A 17,581-nucleotide genomic window follows, 5' to 3' on the forward strand; every position below is an offset into this window, starting at 1 on the left:
CCCGACGGTGACGGCCGCCGCCCGGTTCCCGAGCCGCCGCACGCCCGCGCCGTCGACCAACGGCTTCGGGAGCCGCCCGGACCTCGACCAGCTGACCGGCCTGCGGACCGGCAAGCCGTCGTTCTACCCGGAGTACCGGGTCAACGCCGAGCGGCTCAAGCGGGTCATCCTCGCGCTCGACCGGATCTCCGCGGCCCTGGTGCGGACCATGGAGGGCTCCGAGGCGCTGGTCCGTGCGGTCGCCGACGCCGCCGCCGACCACCTCTCCGCGGACTGGGTGATCCTCGGGCTGGTCGACGGCGAGCTGCCCGACGCGACACCCCGGCACGTCGTGCTGGGCCCGGACGGCGTCGAGTGGGCGGACCTCCGGCTGGTGCCGGACAAGGTGCGCCGGCACGTCGCGCTGCTCCGGTCCGGGGACGGGATCGCCCACGAGTCCGCCGCCCACCGCGGCAACGACGAACGCTCCCACCTGCACGTCCCGATCCGGCTGAACGGCCGCACCGTCGGCGGGTTCGCCGCCTGGACCCCGCCGGACCACGACATCGACGACACCGACCACTCGGTGCTGCGGATCCTCGCCGGCCAGACCGCGTCGGCCCTGCAGAACTGCGCGCTGCTCGAACGGTCCGAGGCCCTGCACGCCCGCACCGCCGCCCAGGCCGAGGACCTGCGGACCCGCAACGACGAGCTGATGGCCACCCAGCAGGCACTGGGCGCGGCCCGCCAGCGCGAGGTGCTCGACAACGAGCGGCACCGGATCGCCCGCGAGCTGCACGACAGCGTCACCCAGTACGCGCTGTCGGCCGGGATGCACATCGAGCTGTGCCGCTCGGAGATCGCCGACCCGAACCTGCTGCAGCACCTCGACACCGCGAAGGACCTCACCCGGCGCGCGGTGGAGCAGCTGCGCTCGGCGATCTACGCCCTGAACGACGACGACCACGGCGACAAGGATCTGCCGTCGATGCTGCGGCAGCTGTCCACCGTGCACATGCCCGACGAGCTGCGCGTCGAGGTGACCATCGGCGGCACCCCGGTCCCGCTGCAGCACGAGCACGAGCAGTCGCTGTTCCGGATCGCCGGCGAGGCGTTGTTCAACACGGCGATGCACGCGTCGGCGTCGCGGGCGGTGGTCCGGCTGGCGTACCAGGCGGACCGGATCCGCCTGTCGGTGTCCGACGACGGCGGCGCCTCCCCCGACCAGATCCGCCGCACGCTGCGTGCGGCGTCGGTCCGCGGCCCCTCCGGTGAGCACCGCGGGCTGGTCAACATGGACGCCCGGGCCCGGGAGATGGGTGGGGCCCTGCGCTTCCGCCGGTCCCGGATCGGCGGCCTGCAGGTCCAGGTGGACGTCCCGCTCGGGACGCCGGTGAAGGAGATCTCGTGAGCGGACCACTGCGGACCCCGCCGGCGCCCGCACACGCCGGTGGGACCCCCCGGCGCGACCTGCCCTCGACCCGTCCGATCCGGATCGTGCTGGTCGACGACCACTCGATCATGCGCCAGGGCCTCCGCGCCGTCCTGGAGCGCGAGGACGACCTGCGCGTCGTCGGCGAGGCGGGCAGTGCCCCGGAGGCGTTCGCCGCCGTCGCGGCGGGGCGCCCGCAGGTCGTGCTGCTGGACCTGAAGCTGGCGTCCGGCCCGCAGACCGACGGCCTGGAGGTGTGCCGCAAGCTCTGCGCGGACCACCCGGGGATCGGGGTGCTCGTGCTGACCACGTTCGCCGAGGACCGCCTCGTCGTCGAGTCGGTGCAGGCCGGGGCCCGCGGCTACGTCGTGAAGGACGTCGACACCACCGAGCTGGTGCGGGCGATCCGGGCGGTGTCGCGCGGCGAGAGCGCGTTCGACGCCCGCTCCGCCTCGGCGATGGTGCGCTCGCTGTCCGGCGGGATGCCCGACCGCGAGCGGCTAACCGACCGCGAGCTGGACGTGCTGCGGCTCCTGGCGCGCGGGCTGTCCAACCGGGCCATCGGCGCCGAGCTATTCATCTCCGAGACCACGGTGAAGTTCCACGTCGGGAACCTCATGCGCAAGCTGATGGTGTCCCGCCGCGCCGAGGCCGTCTACGCCGCGACGAAGCTCGGCCTGCTCTGAACCGCGGGCGGCAGACGCTCAGGGCGCGACCGCCTGCACGGTGACGCTCAGCGGCAGGGCCGGACCGTCCCCGGTGACGCGCCACTCGCCGTCGTCGCCCTCGGCCATCCGGCCCGGCAGCGCCTCCCACGGCACGCTGGCGTGCTCGGCGAGCGCGGTGACCGTCAGCCCCTGCCCCAGCAGTGCGGTGACGATCTCGCCGATGCCGTGGTTCCAGGAGTGCGTGACGGTGGCGGACAGCGGGCGCGACGTCGGCACGTAGCTCGTGTCCTCCTCGGACACGACCGGCTCGGCCGTCTCGAAGTACGGGTACCGCAGGGACAGGTCGTGCTCGTCGAGCGCACCGAGCAGCGGGTGCATGTCCCGGACGAGCAGCCGCCCGCCCGGCGCCAGCAGCGCCGCGACGACAGCGGCCCACCGCTCGATGCTCGGCAGCCAGCACAGCGCGCCGATCCCGGTGTAGACGACGTCGAACGCGTGCCGGGGCAGCACCTCGTCGGCCCGCTGCACGTCGGCCTCGACGTAGTCGATCTCGGCGCCGGCCCGGGCGGCGATCGACCGGGCGTGCTCCAGCGACGCAGGCGAGAAGTCCAGCCCGGTCACCCGGGCACCCAGGCGGTGCAGCGACAGCGTGTCCGTCCCGAGATGGCACTGCAGGTGCACAACGCGCAGGCCGGTGAGGTCACCCAGCCGGTCCCGGTCGAACCGGACGACGCCGGAGAGCGCCTCCGGATCGCCGACCAGCTGGTCGACCCGGTAGTCCGGGCTCTCGGCGTGCAGCGGGGCACGGTCGTCCCAGGAGGCGCGGTTGACGGTCAGCGATCGGTCCATGCCCCCACCCCAGCAGGTGCGCACCCGCACGGCGATCGGATTCCGGGACCGGTACACAGGTCCGATGCGGTGGTACGCGGAACGTCCCGACCGGCTGGCGCGACAGGTCGTCGCCGACGTCGTCGCAGTGCTGTGGGTGGTGCTCGCGCTGGTGGCGGGTGTCGCGGTGCACGACGGGCTCCGGGCCCTGGAGGGGCCCGGCGAGTCGCTGGTCGCGGCGGGCGGCCGGGTCTCCGACGCGTTCGCCGGGGTCTCCGGCGCGGTGTCGGCGGTCCCGTTCGTCGGTCCCGATCTCGCCCGTGCGTTCGAGCCGGCCTCGGGCGCGGGCGCGGACCTGGCCTCGGCCGGACGGCAGTACGGCGAGACCGTCGGAACGCTCGCCACCGGGTCGCTGGTCGTGGTCCCGCTGGTGCTGCTGCTCCCGGTGCTGCTCGGCTGGCTGCCGCTGCGGCTGCGCTACGCCCGCCGGGCCGGAGCCGCGGTCGCCGCCCGGCACACGGCACCGGACCTGCTCGCGGTCCGCGCCCTCACCCGCGTGCCGGTGGCCCGGCTGACCCGGATCGCCCCGGACCCGGCGGCCGCCTGGCGGGCCGGGGACCCGGACGTCGTGCGGCGGCTGGCCGGGCTGGAGCTGGAGGCGTTGGGCCTCCGGCTCGTGAGTGGTTAGTGCGGCCCGGACCGACTTTTCCACTCACGGGCTGCTTGCCTGCGCCCAGTACCGGCGCGGGATCCGCCCGGCGTGCCGGGCGTCCCACCCGGCCTCGACGCCCCGCCGCATGGCCCGCGCCATCCGCTCCGGATCCGCGGCGCGGGTGACGGCGGTGGCGAGCAGGACGGCGTCGCACCCCAGCTCCATCGCCTGCGCGGCCTCGGACGCCGTGCCGATGCCCGCGTCGAGCACCACCGGCACACCGGCCTCCGCGACGATCATCTCGATGTTGTGCGGGTTCCGGATGCCCAGTCCGGTGCCGATCGGCGAGCCCAGCGGCATGACGGCCGCGCAGCCGGCCTGCTCCAGCTTGCGGGCGAGCACCGGGTCGTCGTTGGTGTAGGGCAGCACCGTGAAGCCGTCGTCGACGAGCTGCTCGGCGGCGTCGAGGAGCTCGACCGGGTCCGGGAGCAGGGTCCGCTCGTCGGCGACGACCTCCAGCTTCACCAGGTCGGTCTCCAGCGCCTCGCGGGCCATCCGCGCCGTCAGGACCGCCTCGGCCGCGGTCCGGCACCCCGCGGTGTTGGGCAGCAACCGGATCCCGAGCCTGCGCAGCAGGTCCAGCAGCCCGGTCCCGCCCTCGACGTCGACGCGGCGCAGCGCCACCGTCGTCAGCTCGGTGCCGGACGCGACCAGCGCCCGCTCCAGGATCTCCAGGTTGGCGGCACCGCCGGTGCCGGTGATCAACCGGGAGTCGAACAGGTGGTCCCCGAACGCGAGCTTGTCCATCGTCATCCTCCCTGCACGGCGGTCAGCACCTCGATCCGCGCACCCTCGGCCGGGACGAACCCGGCCCGCGCGGCGCGCGGCACCACCTCCCCGTCGACGGCGACGGCGATGCCCCGCTCGGGCATGCCGGCGTCGGCGAGCAGGCGGACGAGGTCCGCGCCGTCGTCGATCTCGCGCTCCTCGCCGTTCAGCACGATGCGCATCGTCAGCTCCTCTCCGCCGCGGCCGGTGCGAACCGGCGCGGGTCCGCCGCGCGGGCGGCGGCGGGCACGTCGTCGCCCCGCAGCACCGCGGCCACCGCGGCCACCGCGACCGGGACGAGCAGCATGCCGTTCCGGCCGTGGCCGGTGGCCGCGACCAGGCCGTCCGGCCCGGTGCGGCCGATCAGCGGCAGGTTGTCCCGGCTCCCCGGGCGCAGCCCGGCCGCCGTCTCGGTCAGCTCGTACTCGGCGATCCCGGGCAGGATCCGCTCCGCGTCGCGGAGCAGGTCTCGGACCCCGCCGACGGTGACGGCCGTGTCGAACCCGTTCTCCGACGTCGTCGCGCCGATCACCAGGTCCCCGTGACCGGGTACCACGCGCGGCACGGCGTACACCGGACGTCCGTCGACGAGTGCCCGCACCGTCCGGGACGGCGGCGGCAGCGCCCCGGACCGGCGGGTGAGCCGCAGGATCTCGCCCTTGACCGGGCGGACCAGGCCCGCCAGCGACGGGTGCAGCGACGACGAGTGCGCGCCCGCCGCGACCACGACGACGTCCGCCCCGACCTCGGTCCCGTCGGTGAGCCGGACCCCGGTCACGGCGGTGCCGTCGTCGCGCACGGACTCCACCGCGCGCTCGTCGATCCGCACCCCGCCGCGCTCGCACGCGGCGCGCAGCGCCGCCAGCAGCAGCCGGTTGTCCACCGAGGGGTCCCCCGGCACCGAGAGGCCGCCCCGGACGTCCGGGCCGATCGCCGGTTCGAGCCGGCGCAGCTCGCGCCCGGTCAGCCGCTGCACCGGCCTGCCGAGCGAGTCGAGGTGACCGGCGAGGGCGTGCAGCTCGTCGCGGTCACCGGAGCCGGTCGCCACCACGACGGTGCCCTCCGGGTGCAGCCCGGCGTCGGCGCCCGCGTCGGCGGACAGCTCGGCGGCGAAGCCGGGCCAGCGGGCGACCGAGTCCAGCCCCAGCTCCAGCAGGTCCTCCTCGCCGGGCCACGCCTCGGTGACGGGGGCCAGCATCCCCCCGGCCACCCAGGACGCCCCGGAGGCCGGGGCCGGGTCGAACACGGTGACGCGGTGACCGGCGCGCGCGGCCTCGCGGGCCACCGCGAGCCCGATCGCCCCGGCACCCGCGACGGCCAGTCGGACGGTCATGGATCTGCCACCTCGCTCCCTGCGCCGGCATGACCCGGATCAGGTTCGACGGTCGGGACCGCGCCTGGTCCCCTCTCAGCCCGATCGCCGGGCTCCCGTGGTTCTCGGTCGTACGAGTCCCCAGGCTACGCCGTAGCGTGCGGTCCGTGTCCGACACCGATCCCCGCGCCCGGCGGCTCGCCCGCCTGCAGGACGCGCGGCTGTACCTGTGCACCGACGCCCGCACCGAGCGCGGCGACCTGGCCGAGTTCGCCGACGCCGCCCTCGCCGGCGGGGTCGACGTCGTCCAGCTCCGGGACAAGGGCGGCGACGACGGCCCGCTGGAGGCCCGGGCGGAGCTCGCCGCCCTGGAGGTGCTCGCCGACGCCTACCGCCGGCACGGCGCGCTGCTCGCCGTGAACGACCGGGCCGACGTCGCGCTGGCCGCCGGCGCCGACGTGCTGCACCTGGGGCAGGACGACCTGCCCGTGCACTGGGCCCGCCGCGTCGTCGGCGACGACGTGCTCGTCGGCCGCTCCTCGCACAGCGCGGACGAGACGCTCGCCGCGGCCGGTGAGGACGGCGTGGACTACTTCTGCGCGGGCCCGTGCTGGCCGACCCCCACGAAGCCCGGACGGCCGGCACCCGGCCTCGACCTGGTCCGCGAGGTCGCGGGCCGTGCCCCGGCACGGCCCTGGTTCGCGATCGGCGGGATCGACGAGGAGCGGCTCGACGCGGTGCTCGACGCTGGGGCGGACCGGATCGTCGTCGTCCGGGCGATCACGCAGGCCGACGACCCGCGCGCCGCCGCGGCCCGGCTGCGGGCCCGGCTGCCCCGCTGAGCCCCGGACGTACGGCGGCCCCGATGGGCCGATCGCCCACCGGGGCCGTGCGCTGCGGTGCCGGAGCGGCTCAGTTGGACGGAGCCGCGCCCCCGCTGCCCTGACCGGACTGTCCGGACCGGTCGGACCCGCCCGACCCGGAGTCGGGCTGCTGGGTCGGCAGCACCCGGCTGAGCCCGTCCTGCAGCGGGTTCCCGCTGCTGCCCGAGCCGTCCTGCTGCTCCGTGCCGCCCTGCTCGTCCTGCGACGACTCGGTGCTGCTGGTGCTGCTCGACGACTCCGAGGTGCTCGTCGCGGACTCCGACGTGCTCGTCGCCGAGTCCGACGAGTCGGTGGAGCCACTGCCGTCGTCGGTCTCCGGTGCCGGGGCGGGGCCGGTCACCACGCTCCCGACCGAGGTGCTGGAGCTGTTGCCCGCCAGCGACGATCCCTTCACGACCTCGATCCCAGTGATCAGGAACATCGACACCGCGAAGGTCAGGACCCCGAGCACCGCGGAGACGATCACCGTCCGCCGGGTGAGACGGACCCGGCGCCAGCGCCCGTGCCCCGCGGAGCGCGACGGCTGGGCCGGCGCCTGCGACGGGTCGAGCAGCACGGTCTCCTCGCCGGTGGGGCCGGCGACCCCGCGCCCGGACGACTGACCCGCCGCCACGACCGTGCCCTCGGCGACGCCCTTGCCTTTCTTGGCGGCCGCCTTGTTCTTGATCTCGATGGCCTTGTCCCGGCTCACCTCGAGCGAGCGGGTGAACAGGGTCGTCGCGAGCGTCGAGATGATCGAGCCGAGCGCCGCACCCAGGACCGTCCCGATCGCACCGAGGAACGACCCGAGGATCGCCGTGACGATCGCGGCCCCCGCGCCGGCGGCGATCTTCGTCGGGCTCAGGTCCGCCTTCAGCGTCGCCGTCTGGTCGGGGGAGCCACCGCGGTCGCCGGAACCGCCGGAGCCGCCACCCGGGCCGCCACCGCCCGGACCGCCGCCGACCGGACCGTTCGGGCCGCCCGGCCCGCTCGCGGCCCGCAGGTCACCGGGGCCGTCGGGGGGCAGCGCGCGGGTACGCGGGTGCCCGCCGGGCGGTGTGCCGGCCGGGGCACCGGGCCCGGGGACCACACGGGTCGGCCGCGGGCCGCCGGCCGGGGGTGCACCGGGCGGCCCGCCGTGCGGCGGGCGGGACGGCGCCGTGCGCCGCTGCTGGTGCGGGACGCGGGGCGAGTCGGGTGCCGCGACGGGACGTCCGGACGGGTACTGGGGTGCGGGGCGGGACGGGCCGGCGGCGCCACGGGGGGCGTCACCGGAGCCGGGCTCCGGGGGGCGCTGGTGAGGCATGGCTCCTTGCACGATCGTCGGCGGGGCGAGCTCCACGGGTGAGAACGTCCGGGCACGACGGAACGCACCGGACGATCACCAGATGTGCGGACCTTCACACGACGGCGTGAAAGTCACGGTAAGATCACGATTCTAGCGTGACCCCGGGTCAGCACCCGTCACCCGGGGGTGACGGATGCCCGGGTGATCGCGTGGCAGCGCCGTACGCAGCAACGGCCACGACACGAGCACGCTCAGTCCGACGAGGACGGGGCTCACGATCGTCCGGGCGAGCCCCAGCAGCAGGACCTGGTCGGCCGCCCACAGCGGCAGGAACACGGCCAGCCGCACGACGTACTGGAACACCCACGCCCACGACGCCCGCTGGTAGCCACGGAGCAGGTCCGGGTCACGCCGCCAGCGGGTCCGCTGCCCCAGCAGCCCGCCGACGATCACCCCGAGCAGCGGCCAGCGCACGACGGTCGAGATCGCCCAGGCCAGCGCGCTGCCCGCGTTCGACACGATCTGGACCAGGAAGAAGTCCGACGCCCGACCGGTCGCCAGCGCGATCCCGGCCGCGAGGACGACGCCGGCCAGCCCGAACAGCACCGCACGCGGCTTGCGGCCCTGCCGCAGCCGCCACAGCGCCGTCCCGGCACCCGCCACGACCGCGGCCCCGGCACCCCAGTTGATCGGGAACGCCGACCCGGCCCAGCCCGCCACCAGCCACGCCAGGACGAAGGCGACCACCGGCACCGAGGCGTCGACGGCGCCGGCCCGGCCGCCGAGCAGCTCGGCCAGCCCCGGGTCCTGACGGGAGGCGGAGCGAGGGGCGGGATCGTGCGTCACAACGGTAAGGGTGCCCTACCAAGCCCCGGCGGTCGACGGAACGGGTTGGCGCGCACCACCGGAAAGGGTGATCATCGGAGTAACGCGGGACGTCCGTCCGCTGAACAACGGGCAGGGAGCACGCACGGACCAGGCCGAAGGGGGGCGGTGCACATGCGGCACCGGAGCTACGTCGCGATCGGCGACAGCTTCACCGAGGGGCTCGACGACCTCACCGAGGACGGCTCGCCACGCGGCTGGGCCGACCGGGTCGCCGAGACGCTCGCGGCCCGGTACCCGGGCTTCGGGTACGCCAATCTCGCCGTCCGCGGGAAGGTCCTCGACGAGATCGTCGCCGAGCAGATCCCCGTCGCCGAGCAGCTGCGCCCCGATCTGATCACCTTCTGCGCCGGCGGCAACGACATCATCGGCTGGAGCTGCGACACCGACGACCTCGCCGCCCGGTTCGACGCCGCGCTGGCCCGGCTGGTCGCGACCGGCGCCGAGGTGCTGATCTTCACCGGGTTCGACCTGCGCCGGATGCACCCCTTCATCCGCAGGCTGCGCGGCCGGATCGCCTGCTACAACGAGCTGATGCGGGCCTCGGCCGAGCGGCACGGCTGCCGGGTCGTCGACCTCTGGGCGATGGACGTGCTGGCCGACCCGCGGGCGTGGGGCCCGGACCGGCTGCACCTGGTGCCGCACGCGCACGAGCGGGTGGCCTGGCGGATGCTGGAGGCGCTGGGCGAACCGGTCGGGGCCGACTGGCGTGCCCCGTGGCCCGAGCCCGAGGGCGCACCGGTGCCGTGGCGGGCCCGGCAGGCCGAGGACCTGCACTGGCTCACCCACCACGTGATGCCGTGGGTCCGCAGGCGCCTGCGCGGCGAGCGGATCGGCGACGGCTACCTGCCGAAGCGGCCGACCCTCGGGCCGCTGCCCGGGACCGGCAGCCCGCACGGCGTCTGAGGCCGGCCCGGAACGGCGCCGGCGCCCGCCCCGGATCGCGGGACGGGCGCCGCCGTCAACGAGAAGCTTGTGGTGGTAAGCGCGGGTGCGTGACCCGGGTCAGCGCACCGGGGTGAAGTCGCGCGCGCCGATGTGCCCGGGCCGCGGGTTCGGAGCGGAGAAGGGCTCCACGCAGGTGTTCTCGACGCTGTTGAACACCAGGAAGATGTTCGAGCGCGGGTACGGGGTGATGTTGTCCCCGGAGCCGTGCATGCAGTTGGAGTCGAAGAAGGTCGCCCCTCCGGCGTCACCGGTCATCATCGCGATGCCGTGCCGGTCGGACAGCTTCGAGATCGAGCCGGCGGCCGGCGTACCGATCTCCTGCTCCTTGAGCGACGAGAGGTGGTTGTCCTCCGGCGTCTCACCGACGCAGGACACGAACGTCCGGTGCGATCCCGGCATGATCATCAGGCAGCCGTTGAACGCGTGGTTGTCGGTCAGCGAGATCGAGCAGCTGACCGCGCGCGGGCCGGGCATGCCGTCCTCGGCGTGCCAGGTCTCGAAGTCGGAGCGCCAGTAGAAGCCTCCGCCGCCGAGGCCGGGCTTGTAGTTGATCCGGCTCTGGTGCACGTACACGTCGGAGCCGAGGATCTGGCGCGCGCGGGACAGCACGCGCTCGTCACGGACCAGCCGGCCGATCGCCTCGGAGATGCGGTGCACCTCGAAGATCGAACGGACCTCGTCGGACGACTTCTCGATCACGCACCGCTCGTCGGCGCGCACCGAGGGGTCGTTCGCGAGCCGGTCGAGCTCCGCCTGGTACTCGGCGATCTCGTCGGCGGTGAGCAGGCCCGGGACCTGCGTGAAGCCGTCGCGCTCGTGCGCGCCGAGCTCCTGTGCCCCGAACATCCCGGCACCCGCGTGGTCGCCCCACACGGTCGGCTCGGCACGGTCGATGAACGCGGGGGTGTTCGACACCCGGGTGGGGTAGCGGTCCCCGGTCCCGGTGAGCTGGTCGAGGTGGGTACTCCCGGCAACAGCAGTCACGGGCGTTCCTCCTTGCGGTGTTGCTCGTCCTTTCCACGGGTGCGGCCTGTATCTAGACCACGAGGGACGTTCCCGCTGTCGTACAGCGGAAACGTCCCTCGTGGTGGATCGGCCTGCGCCGGTCGCCCGGCGGTGCCTCAGTCCTCGACGACCAGCGGGTACACGCCGTTCTCGTCGTGGACCTCCCGGCCGGTGACCGGCGGGTTGAAGACGCAGACGCACTTGATCTGGGTCTTCGGGCGGAGCTGGTGCTTCTCGTTCCCGCTCAGCACGTAGATCGAGCCCGGCGCCAGCTGGTACGTGACGTCGTTGTCCTTGTCGTAGAGCTCGCCCTCACCCTGGGTGATGAAGACGGCCTCGATGTGGTTGGCGTACCAGAAGTCGTTGATCGTCCCGGCCTCGAGGGTGGTCTCGTGGACCGAGAACCCCACCTTGTCGTTGGCCAGCACGATGCGCTTGCTGCGCCACTGCCCGTTCTCGGACTTGACGTCGCGCTCGGTGTCGGTGATCTCGTTCAACGTACGGACGATCATGTGACTATCAGCTCCCGATGACGGTTCGGACGGACTCGCCGATGATCCCAAGACCCTCGTCGATCTCGTCGTCGGTGGTGGTCAGGGGCGGCAGCAGCTTGAGGACCTCGTCGTTCGGGCCCGCGGTCTCCAGCAGCAGCCGGTGCTCGAAGGCCTTCCCGGCGATCTTCTCCGCCAGGCCCTCCTCCTCGAACTGGATACCGCGCGCCAGGCCGCGGCCCTTGGCGAACATCTCAGTGCCCCGGTTGTCGCCGATGATCTTGTTGAAGCCCTCTTCGATCTTCTGGCCCTTGCGGATCGTGTCCTTCTCGAGCGTGTCGTCGGTCCACCAGTTCCGCAGGGTGTGGGTGGCCGTCACGAAGGCGGGGTTGTTGCCGCGGAAGGTGCCGTTGTGCTCGCCGGGGCCCCACTGGTCGTACTCGGGCTTGATCAGCACGAGCGCCATCGGCAGGCCGTAGCCGGAGATGGACTTCGAGATGGTGACGATGTCGGGCTGGATGCCCGCGATCTCGAAGGAGAAGAACGGGCCGGTCCGGCCACAGCCCATCTGCACGTCGTCGACGATCATCAGGATGCCCTTGCGGGTGCACAGGTCGCGCAGACCCTGCAGCCACTCGATGCGCGCCGGGTTGAGCCCGCCCTCGCCCTGCACGGTCTCGACGATCACGGCGGCCGGCTCGTTGAGGCTGGACCCGGTGTCGTCGAGGACCTTCTCGAACCACAGGAAGTCGGGCATCTTGCCGTCGAAGTAGTTGTCGAACGGCATCGGCGTCGAGTGGACCAGCGGGATGCCGGCGCCACCGCGCTTCATCGAGTTGCCCGTCACCGACAGCGCGCCCAGCGTCATGCCGTGGAACGCGTTGGTGAAGTTGATGAGCGCTTCCCTGCCGGAGATCTTGCGCGCCAGCTTCAGCGCGGACTCCACGGCGTTGGCGCCCGTCGGCCCGGGGAACTGGACCTTGTACTCCAGCCCGCGCGGGGCGAGGACGACGTCCTGGAAGGTGTTCAGGAACTCGCCCTTGGCCCGGGTGTACATGTCCAGACCGTGGGTGATGCCGTCGCTCGCGAGGTAGTCGAGCAGCGGCTTCTTCAGTGCCTCGGGGTTGTGCCCGTAGTTGAGCGCACCGGCGCCGCCGAAGAAGTCGAGGTAGGAGTTCCCGTCGACGTCGGTGAGCCGGCTGCCCTTGGCCGTGTCGAAGACGACCGGCCAGTTACGGCAGTAGCTCCGGACCTGGGACTCGAGATCCTCGAAAACGGTCATTTACTTGCCACCTTTGTCTGCTGCGATCGGGCCGATGCGGTAGAGGTGCTCCGGCTCGTGCTCGTCGCCGAGCAGGTCCGGACCGAAGAGGTCCTCCCGCTCGATCGACGTTCCGTGTCGTCTGGCGAAGGAGCTGAACAGCCGGATGGACGACTCGTTGTCCGGGGTGATGGTCGTGTCCATCCGGTCCACCCCCGCGGCGTCGAACGCCTGGTCCCAGACCGCGCCGAGCATGCGGCCCGCGAGACCGGCCCCGCGCGCGACCGGGTCCACGCACACCTGCCAGATGAACAGGGTGGTGGGGGCCTGCGGGCGCAGGTAGCCGGTGACGTAGCCGACGGCGCGGCCGTCGTCCCGGCGGGCGATCACCGAGGTACGCGCGAAGTCGTGGCACCAGAGCACGTAGGCGTAGCGGGAGTTGGCGTCCAGCGTCTGCGACTCGACGGCGAGCCGCGCCATGTCGACCCCGTCGGCCGCGACCGGTGCCACGATCTCGTACGAATGGTCACCCTCGGCGTCGGCGGTCGTCTCGTTCCCGGACGACGACGCGGACGCCCGAGGCTCGGCCTGCTCGGGAGCGATCATGTCGAACGAGATTAACGGTCCGGCGGGCCGGATGCAGGTTCTGACGGGTACGCGGGCGGCCTCCGGCGCACCGCCGCATGACCGGCGTCACACTGTCCCGTACGGCCGCCGGAACGGGTGTCCGCCCAGCGAGGAGGCCGGATCCGGGGCTCCCGGCCCGCGTCCGGGACACGGCCGTCACCGGCCGATCCGGGCACTCCCGTGGCGCTCGCCACGCTCCGCGACGAAGTCCCGTCGCATTCGGCCGTTCGTGCGGATGCACTTGCATCTGCACGGCTGCGGGGCGAGGATGGGATCTCCGCCGAACGACGCCCGGAGGAGCCACCGTGCCGGTACCACCCGTCAGTACACGACCGGTGCCGTCGTCGACGCCGGCCGCCGAGCCGGGCGTCACCGTCACGTGCGCCCGCGACGGGCACAGTCACGTGGTCCCGCACGCGGTGCTGACCGACTCCCTGACCGCGGACTCGGGGCAGTGCACGGCCGTCTGCGGGCACGTCGTGCTCCCAGCCTCGCTGGCCTCACCGCCCGGGTCGGGTTGCCTGCTCTGCGCCGAGGCGACCGACGCCGGCCGGCGGCCGCAGCGGCGGCGCACCTGGACCGGGCGCACGGTCCGGACCTCCTGACGGTCCGCTCCCTGACCTCACGCCCGGGTCCCCCGCCCGGGCGTGGTCCCCTCAGCGTCCGCCGCTGACGTCGAGCACCGCACCGGTGACGTAGCCGGCCTCGTCCGAGAGCAGCCACGCGATCGCCGTCGCGACCTCCTCCGGCCGCCCGGCCCGCCCCATCGGGATCTGCGGCGCCATCCGGTCCACCCGGCCGGGCTCGCCGGCCCGGGCGTGGAAGTCGGTGTCGAGCAGGCCCGGCCGCACCGCGGGGACCCGGACGCCGTCCGCCGCGACCTCCTTCGCCAGGCCCACCACCAGCGACTCGACGCCGGCCTTCGCCGCGGCGTAGTCGTTCCACTCGTCCGGGGAGCCGAGCACCGCCGCCCGGGACGTCACGTGCACCAGCACACCGCCGTGCCCGCCGTAGCGGGTGGACATGCGGTGCACCGCCTCCCGCGAGCAGAGCAGCGGGGCACGCAGGTTGAGCGCGAGGACGCCGTCGATGCGCGCGTCGCTCATGTCCTCCAGGCGCTGCCGGGACGGCGCACCACCGGCGTTCACGACGACCCCGGTCAGCCGGGTGGGCATGCCGGCTGCCTCGTCGAACAGCCGCTCGACGCCCTCGGTGCGGGTGACGTCCGCGGCGACGGCTCGCGCCTCCACGCCCGCGGCGCGGCAGTCGGCGACCACCGCCGCCGCGTCCTCCGGGGACGACCGGTGCCCGACCAGCACGTCGTGGCCGCGCCCGGCCAGCAGACGGGCGGTGGCGGCACCGACGCCACGGCTGGCGCCGGTGACGAGCACCGTCATCGGGGGCTCAGCCGCGGGTCTCGCCGGTCGGCGTCGCGCTCCCGCTCTCGAGGTCGGCGGCCGCCCGGCCGCTGCCGTCGGCCGGCTCGTCGGCCCGCAGCTCGCGCATCTCGCTCTTCAGGATCCGGGACGACCGGCCCACCGACCGGGCCATCTCCGGGAGCTTCTTGGCACCGAACAGCAGCACCAGCACAGCCAGCACGATCAACCAGTGGGTGGGGCTGAGTGCACCCATCGCCGCCTCCTCGCTCGCGATCGGGCGCCCGTCCGGACACCCGTCATGGTCAACGACCGACACGGCCCGGAGTTCCGCGGCGGGAACGGGTGACCGGGACTGACCGTTCGGTCACCATCCGTGGACACCGGCCCCCGGTCCCGGTTTGGATCGGCAGGAATCGACACGGTCATCGAGGGCGGCGCCGGTGCCGCCCGGCGCGAAGGAGCTGATCCGTGCAGCCGTCGGTACTCGCCGTCCCGCAGGCCCTCGAACCGGTCGATCTCGACCGGTACCCGCTGCACGAACCCGGATCCGACGGCTGGGACGCCGCCGTGCGGACCGCGCGGGACCACCTCGCCGCGGACGGCTGCGCGGTCCTGCCCGGGTTCGTCCGGGCGGCCTGGCGGGACCGGCTGCGCCGCGAGGGCGAGGAGATCGCCCCGCGGGCGCACCACGAGTCCCAGGTCGTGAACGTCTACAACACCGAGCCCGATCCGGACCTGCCCGCCGAGCACCCGGCCCGGGTCCCGCTGGAGCGCGGGAACGCCTTCGTCGCACGGGACCGGATCCCGGACGACCAGGTGATCCACCGGCTCTACCCGGTGCCGGCGTTCCGGGCCTTCCTGGCCGCCTGCGTGGGCGTCCCGGAGCTGCACGAGCTGGCCGACCCGCTGGCCGGGCTCTGCCTCAACGTCGTCGGCGAGGGCCGGTCGCACCCCTGGCACTTCGACACCAACGAGATCGCGATCAGCCTGCTCACCCGGGCGCCGGAGGCCGGCGGGGTGTTCGAGTACTGCCCGGACATCCGGTCCGACGGCGCGGAGAACACCGCCGACGTGGCCGCGGTGCTCGCGGGTGACGGCGGTGACCGCGTCCGCCGGCTGGAGCTGCGCGCCGGGGACCTGCAGCTGTTCCGGGGCCGCTACTCGCTGCACCGGGTCACCGAGGTGCGGGGCGGCACCGCACGCCACACGGCGATCTTCTCCTACAGCGCGCGGCCGGGGGTGGTCGGCAGCGCCGTGCGGACCCGGCAGCTGTTCGGCCGGACACTGCCCGAACACGGGGGGCAGCGAAGCGTGCGCGTCGACGGGCTGATGGACTGAAGGCCGTGACCCAGCCCACGACCTTCGCCGCCGACGACGACCTGCCGAAGGTGCCGCTGCCCACGCTCGCCGCCTCGGTGGACCGGTTTCTGGAGTGGTGCGCGCCGCTGCTCACCCCGGACGAGTACGCCCGCACCGAGGCCGCCGCGCGGGAGCTGCTCGTCCCGGGCGGTACCGCCGAGGTGCTGCAGGCCGACCTGGAGCGGTTCGACGCGTCCGCGCACAGTTGGCTCGACGAGTTCTGGCCGTCGCGTTACCTGGGCCGCCGGGACCGGATCGCGCTCAACGCGAACTTCTTCTTCCAGTTCGGACCGGGCTCGGCCGACCCGTGCGAGCGGGCCGCCGAGCTCGCGACGGCCGCGATCGGGCACAAGGCCGACCTGGACGCCGGGACGTTCCCGCCGCTGACCGCGCGCGGCGTGCCACAGTCGATGGACCAGAGCCGGCACGTCTTCTCCACGACCCGGATCCCCGGGGACCCGCAGGACACCGTCCGCAGCCCCCACACCGACGCGTGGCCGGGCCCGTCGGCCGAGCGGCACGTCGTCGTGTTCAGCCGGGGGCGGATCCACCGGCTCGACGTGTTCGGCCCCGGCGGCGACCTGCACACCGTCCCCGAGATCGCGGACGGGCTGCGCGCGATCCGGGACTCGTACCCCGGCCGCGCCGGGCTCGACGAGGCGGTCGGCTCGCTGACCACGCTGGCCCGCCCCGAGTGGGCGGGCGTCCGGGACCGGCTGGCCGGGCTCGACCCGGCCAACGCCGAGGCCGTCGATCTCGTGGAGCGGGCGCTGTTCGCGATCTGCCTCGACGACGACGTCCCGGCGGACGACACCGCGGCCGCCAGGACCCTGCTGGCCGGGGACTCCGGCAACCGGTGGTTCGACAAGGCGCTGTCGGTCGTCGTGCTCGCCGACGGCACCGCCGGGGTGAACATCGAGCACTGCGAGCTGGACGGCACGACGGTCCTGACCCTGGTGAACGCGATGTTCGCCGACCCGGTCGAGACCCACGCCGCCCGTGCCGGTGCGCGGGAGCAGGGCCCGCCCGCCCACTCCGAGCTGACGTTCGTCCTCGACGACGACCTGCGCGCCACCGTCCGCCGCGCGCACGACGACTTCGCCGCCTTCCTCGGTGCCACCGCGACCACGCTCGTCGCCTTCGACGACTTCGGCGCGCAAGACGCGAAGGCGCTGAAGTGCTCGCCGGACGCCTTCGTGCAGGCCGCCTACCAGGTCGCCCACCGCCGGGCGAAGGGCGTCACCGGCGCCACCTACGAGTCGATCGCCACCCGGCAGTTCCGCCGCGGGCGCACCGAGGCGATGCGGGTGATCACCCCCGAGATGGTCGCCTTCGTCGACGCGATGCAGGACCCGCAGGCCTCCGGCGACGACCGGCGGGCCGCGTTCCGTCTCGCCGCGGAGGCGCACGGGGCGCGCGCGAAGCAGTGCCAGCAGGGCGACGCCCCCGAGCAGCACCTGTGGGAGCTGGAGTGGATCCAGCGACGCCGCGGCGCGGAGCTCGGGGCGACCGGCCCGATGGAGGTCTTCGCGTCCCCCGGCTGGACGATCATGCGCGACGACTGGCTGTCGACCAGCTCGACGCCGTCGGAGAACGTGCGGTTCTTCGGCTTCGGCTCCACGAGCTCGCGGTGCATCGGCGTGGCGTACGTGCTGCTCCCGGACCGGTTCCACGTGCACCTGTCCACACCGGCGGACCAGGCCGACGGGATGCACGCGTTCGCCCGCGAGCTGCGGGTGGCGGTCGGCGAGCTGCGGAACCTGCTTGCCTGATCGC

20 protein-coding genes and 1 riboswitch are annotated in these 17,581 nt (G+C 73.9%); of the genes, 8 read left to right on the forward strand and 12 right to left on the reverse strand.

Annotation, left to right across the window (positions count from 1 at the left end; translation table 11 throughout):
• The first annotated feature begins 7 nt into the window (after positions 1–7).
• Positions 8–1,390, forward strand: coding sequence for a histidine kinase (locus Ae150APs1_RS14220; RefSeq protein WP_083680128.1), 1,383 nt, complete (start codon positions 8–10; stop codon positions 1,388–1,390).
• Positions 1,387–2,097: a response regulator transcription factor gene (locus tag Ae150APs1_RS14225; protein ID WP_010242367.1), complete on the forward strand. Its 711-nt coding sequence runs from the start codon at positions 1,387–1,389 to the stop codon at positions 2,095–2,097. Before Ae150APs1_RS14220 ends, Ae150APs1_RS14225 begins: the two co-directional genes overlap by 4 nt.
• 18 nt (positions 2,098–2,115) lie before the next feature.
• Here the strand turns inward: Ae150APs1_RS14225 and Ae150APs1_RS14230 are convergent, their stop codons facing one another.
• On the reverse strand, positions 2,116–2,928 hold the full coding sequence (locus tag Ae150APs1_RS14230; RefSeq protein ID WP_029240038.1) for a class I SAM-dependent methyltransferase: 813 nt from the start codon (positions 2,926–2,928) through the stop codon (positions 2,116–2,118).
• A 64-nt stretch (positions 2,929–2,992) separates the two neighbouring features.
• Here Ae150APs1_RS14230 and Ae150APs1_RS14235 point away from each other — a divergent pair, with 64 nt between their 5' ends.
• Positions 2,993–3,595, forward strand: coding sequence for a hypothetical protein (locus tag Ae150APs1_RS14235; protein WP_075298076.1), 603 nt, complete (start codon positions 2,993–2,995; stop codon positions 3,593–3,595).
• A gap of 24 nt (positions 3,596–3,619) precedes the next feature.
• Here the strand turns inward: Ae150APs1_RS14235 and Ae150APs1_RS14240 are convergent, their stop codons facing one another.
• From Ae150APs1_RS14240 to thiO, 3 genes are all read right to left on the reverse strand, one after another.
• Positions 3,620–4,366: a thiazole synthase gene (locus Ae150APs1_RS14240; RefSeq protein ID WP_010226767.1), complete on the reverse strand. Its 747-nt coding sequence runs from the start codon at positions 4,364–4,366 to the stop codon at positions 3,620–3,622.
• Positions 4,367–4,368: 2 nt separating this feature from the next.
• Positions 4,369–4,569 carry a sulfur carrier protein ThiS gene (thiS, locus tag Ae150APs1_RS14245; protein WP_010226766.1) on the reverse strand — a complete coding sequence of 67 codons (201 nt, stop codon included), beginning with the start codon at positions 4,567–4,569 and terminating at the stop codon, positions 4,369–4,371.
• A 2-nt stretch (positions 4,570–4,571) separates the two neighbouring features.
• On the reverse strand, positions 4,572–5,720 hold the full coding sequence (gene thiO / locus Ae150APs1_RS14250; RefSeq protein ID WP_075298078.1) for a glycine oxidase ThiO: 1,149 nt from the start codon (positions 5,718–5,720) through the stop codon (positions 4,572–4,574).
• Positions 5,719–5,826, reverse strand: a riboswitch (TPP riboswitch). (Overlaps the previous gene by 2 nt.)
• A gap of 31 nt (positions 5,827–5,857) precedes the next feature.
• Between thiO and thiE the strand changes: the two genes are divergently transcribed.
• A complete protein-coding gene (thiE, locus tag Ae150APs1_RS14255; protein ID WP_075298080.1) occupies positions 5,858–6,541 on the forward strand; it encodes a thiamine phosphate synthase in 684 nt (227 codons plus the stop codon).
• 70 nt (positions 6,542–6,611) lie between these two features.
• Here the strand turns inward: thiE and Ae150APs1_RS14260 are convergent, their stop codons facing one another.
• Positions 6,612–7,868: a hypothetical protein gene (locus Ae150APs1_RS14260; protein ID WP_075298082.1), complete on the reverse strand. Its 1,257-nt coding sequence runs from the start codon at positions 7,866–7,868 to the stop codon at positions 6,612–6,614.
• A 132-nt stretch (positions 7,869–8,000) separates the two neighbouring features.
• Positions 8,001–8,696: a DUF3159 domain-containing protein gene (locus tag Ae150APs1_RS14265; protein WP_075298084.1), complete on the reverse strand. Its 696-nt coding sequence runs from the start codon at positions 8,694–8,696 to the stop codon at positions 8,001–8,003.
• Positions 8,697–8,849: 153 nt separating this feature from the next.
• On the opposite strand from Ae150APs1_RS14265, the gene Ae150APs1_RS14270 reads away from it, so the two are divergent.
• Positions 8,850–9,641 (forward strand): SGNH/GDSL hydrolase family protein, encoded by a 792-nt coding sequence (locus Ae150APs1_RS14270; protein ID WP_029239950.1) that lies wholly within the window; start codon positions 8,850–8,852, stop codon positions 9,639–9,641.
• 99 nt (positions 9,642–9,740) lie between these two features.
• Here the strand turns inward: Ae150APs1_RS14270 and thpD are convergent, their stop codons facing one another.
• The 4 genes from thpD to ectA all read right to left on the reverse strand — a co-directional run bounded on the left by thpD (position 9,741) and on the right by ectA (position 13,046).
• Positions 9,741–10,667, reverse strand: a complete 927-nt coding sequence (gene thpD / locus Ae150APs1_RS14275; RefSeq protein ID WP_075298086.1) for an ectoine hydroxylase — start codon at positions 10,665–10,667, stop codon at positions 9,741–9,743.
• Between the two features lie 137 nt (positions 10,668–10,804).
• Positions 10,805–11,200 carry an ectoine synthase gene (locus tag Ae150APs1_RS14280; protein ID WP_010241127.1) on the reverse strand — a complete coding sequence of 132 codons (396 nt, stop codon included), beginning with the start codon at positions 11,198–11,200 and terminating at the stop codon, positions 10,805–10,807.
• 7 nt (positions 11,201–11,207) lie between these two features.
• Positions 11,208–12,461: a diaminobutyrate--2-oxoglutarate transaminase gene (gene ectB, locus Ae150APs1_RS14285; protein ID WP_010241128.1), complete on the reverse strand. Its 1,254-nt coding sequence runs from the start codon at positions 12,459–12,461 to the stop codon at positions 11,208–11,210.
• A complete protein-coding gene (gene ectA, locus Ae150APs1_RS14290) occupies positions 12,462–13,046 on the reverse strand; it encodes a diaminobutyrate acetyltransferase (protein ID WP_083680129.1) in 585 nt (194 codons plus the stop codon).
• A 326-nt stretch (positions 13,047–13,372) separates the two neighbouring features.
• On the opposite strand from ectA, the gene Ae150APs1_RS14295 reads away from it, so the two are divergent.
• On the forward strand, positions 13,373–13,672 hold the full coding sequence (locus Ae150APs1_RS14295) for a hypothetical protein (protein WP_139316910.1): 300 nt from the start codon (positions 13,373–13,375) through the stop codon (positions 13,670–13,672).
• A 51-nt stretch (positions 13,673–13,723) separates the two neighbouring features.
• Here Ae150APs1_RS14295 and Ae150APs1_RS14300 read toward each other — a convergent pair whose 3' ends face one another.
• The gene (locus Ae150APs1_RS14300) at positions 13,724–14,464 is read right to left on the reverse strand and encodes an SDR family oxidoreductase (RefSeq protein ID WP_075298090.1); all 741 of its coding nucleotides are present in this window, start codon (positions 14,462–14,464) and stop codon (positions 13,724–13,726) included.
• 7 nt (positions 14,465–14,471) lie between these two features.
• Complete coding sequence (gene tatA, locus Ae150APs1_RS14305; RefSeq protein WP_010241145.1) at positions 14,472–14,699, reverse strand: Sec-independent protein translocase subunit TatA; 228 nt, start codon at positions 14,697–14,699, stop codon at positions 14,472–14,474.
• A 215-nt stretch (positions 14,700–14,914) separates the two neighbouring features.
• On the opposite strand from tatA, the gene Ae150APs1_RS14310 reads away from it, so the two are divergent.
• Together Ae150APs1_RS14310 and Ae150APs1_RS14315 are read left to right on the forward strand one after the other, a co-directional pair.
• The gene (locus tag Ae150APs1_RS14310; RefSeq protein WP_010241147.1) at positions 14,915–15,784 is read left to right on the forward strand and encodes a hypothetical protein; all 870 of its coding nucleotides are present in this window, start codon (positions 14,915–14,917) and stop codon (positions 15,782–15,784) included.
• A gap of 5 nt (positions 15,785–15,789) precedes the next feature.
• Positions 15,790–17,577, forward strand: a complete 1,788-nt coding sequence (locus Ae150APs1_RS14315; protein ID WP_075298092.1) for a choline/carnitine O-acyltransferase — start codon at positions 15,790–15,792, stop codon at positions 17,575–17,577.
• Positions 17,578–17,581 lie beyond the last annotated feature (4 nt).

The organism is Pseudonocardia sp. Ae150A_Ps1 (assembly GCF_001932315.1).
Taxonomy (GTDB): Bacteria; Actinomycetota; Actinomycetes; order Mycobacteriales; family Pseudonocardiaceae; genus Pseudonocardia.